Here is a 771-nt window from a genome sequence, read left to right as displayed (position 1 = left end):
CGACTTCGCCCGCCGGCCCTGGCCCCGCGGGGGGCGCGGGGGCCCCGGCGGGCGGGGCCCCCGGCGCGGGCGGCGGGGCCGGCAGCGGTTCCGGTGCGGGCGGCGGCTCGGGTGCGACCACCAGGACCGCCGGCGGCGGCGCGGGCGCGGCCGGGGGCAGGGCCGGCGGCCCCACGGGTGCGGGCGTCGGGATCGGCGGGACCGGAGCGCCCGCGTAGACCGCCGCCAGCTGGAGGACGGTGGCGACGTAACTACCGGAGTGGTTGTAGGCGAACACCGCCCGGGCCTGGGCCGCGAGGGAGGAGAGGTCCCCTCCGGCTGCGCAGAGGTAGCGGGCCGCGGCAGCGGCGGCGTCGTAGACGTTGAAGGGGTCGCGGCGGCCGTCGCCGTTGGCGTCCGCGCCGTAGCGGGCCCACGTCGACGGGATGAACTGCATCGGGCCGACGGCGCGGTCGTGGCTGGTGTCGCCGTCCAGCCGGCCGCCGTCGGTGTCCACGATCCGCGCCGTCCCGGCACCGGTGAGGGCGATGCCGACGATCGGCGGGGAGGAGAGCCCGTCGCTGGTGAGGACGGCGCCGGCGAAGCGGCCGTGGTTGGACTCCACCCGGCCGATGGCGGCGAGCAGCGACCAGTCGATGGAGCAGGAGGCCGGCGCTCCGGCGGCCGCGCGGGTGTAGGCGTCCAGGGCCGTGGCCGGGATCCCGTGCGCGGCCAGCGCGGACACCGTCGCACCGGGCGCCCGCGGCGCGGCCGCCGCCGGCTCGGGGGCCG

Annotated in this window: 1 protein-coding gene; it reads right to left on the bottom strand. The window is 80.5% G+C overall.

Annotated features, from left to right (window positions below):
- A partial coding sequence (locus tag PGN05_RS24195; protein ID WP_419755131.1) for a lytic transglycosylase domain-containing protein occupies nucleotides 1–771 on the bottom strand: 771 nt, incomplete at both ends.

The organism is Geodermatophilus sp. CPCC 206100 (assembly GCF_048569675.1).
In the GTDB taxonomy this organism is placed as follows: domain Bacteria; phylum Actinomycetota; class Actinomycetes; order Mycobacteriales; family Geodermatophilaceae; genus Geodermatophilus.
The sequence above is the reverse complement of the archived record's forward strand: the minus strand, read 5'-3'. Positions and strand labels throughout refer to the sequence as shown.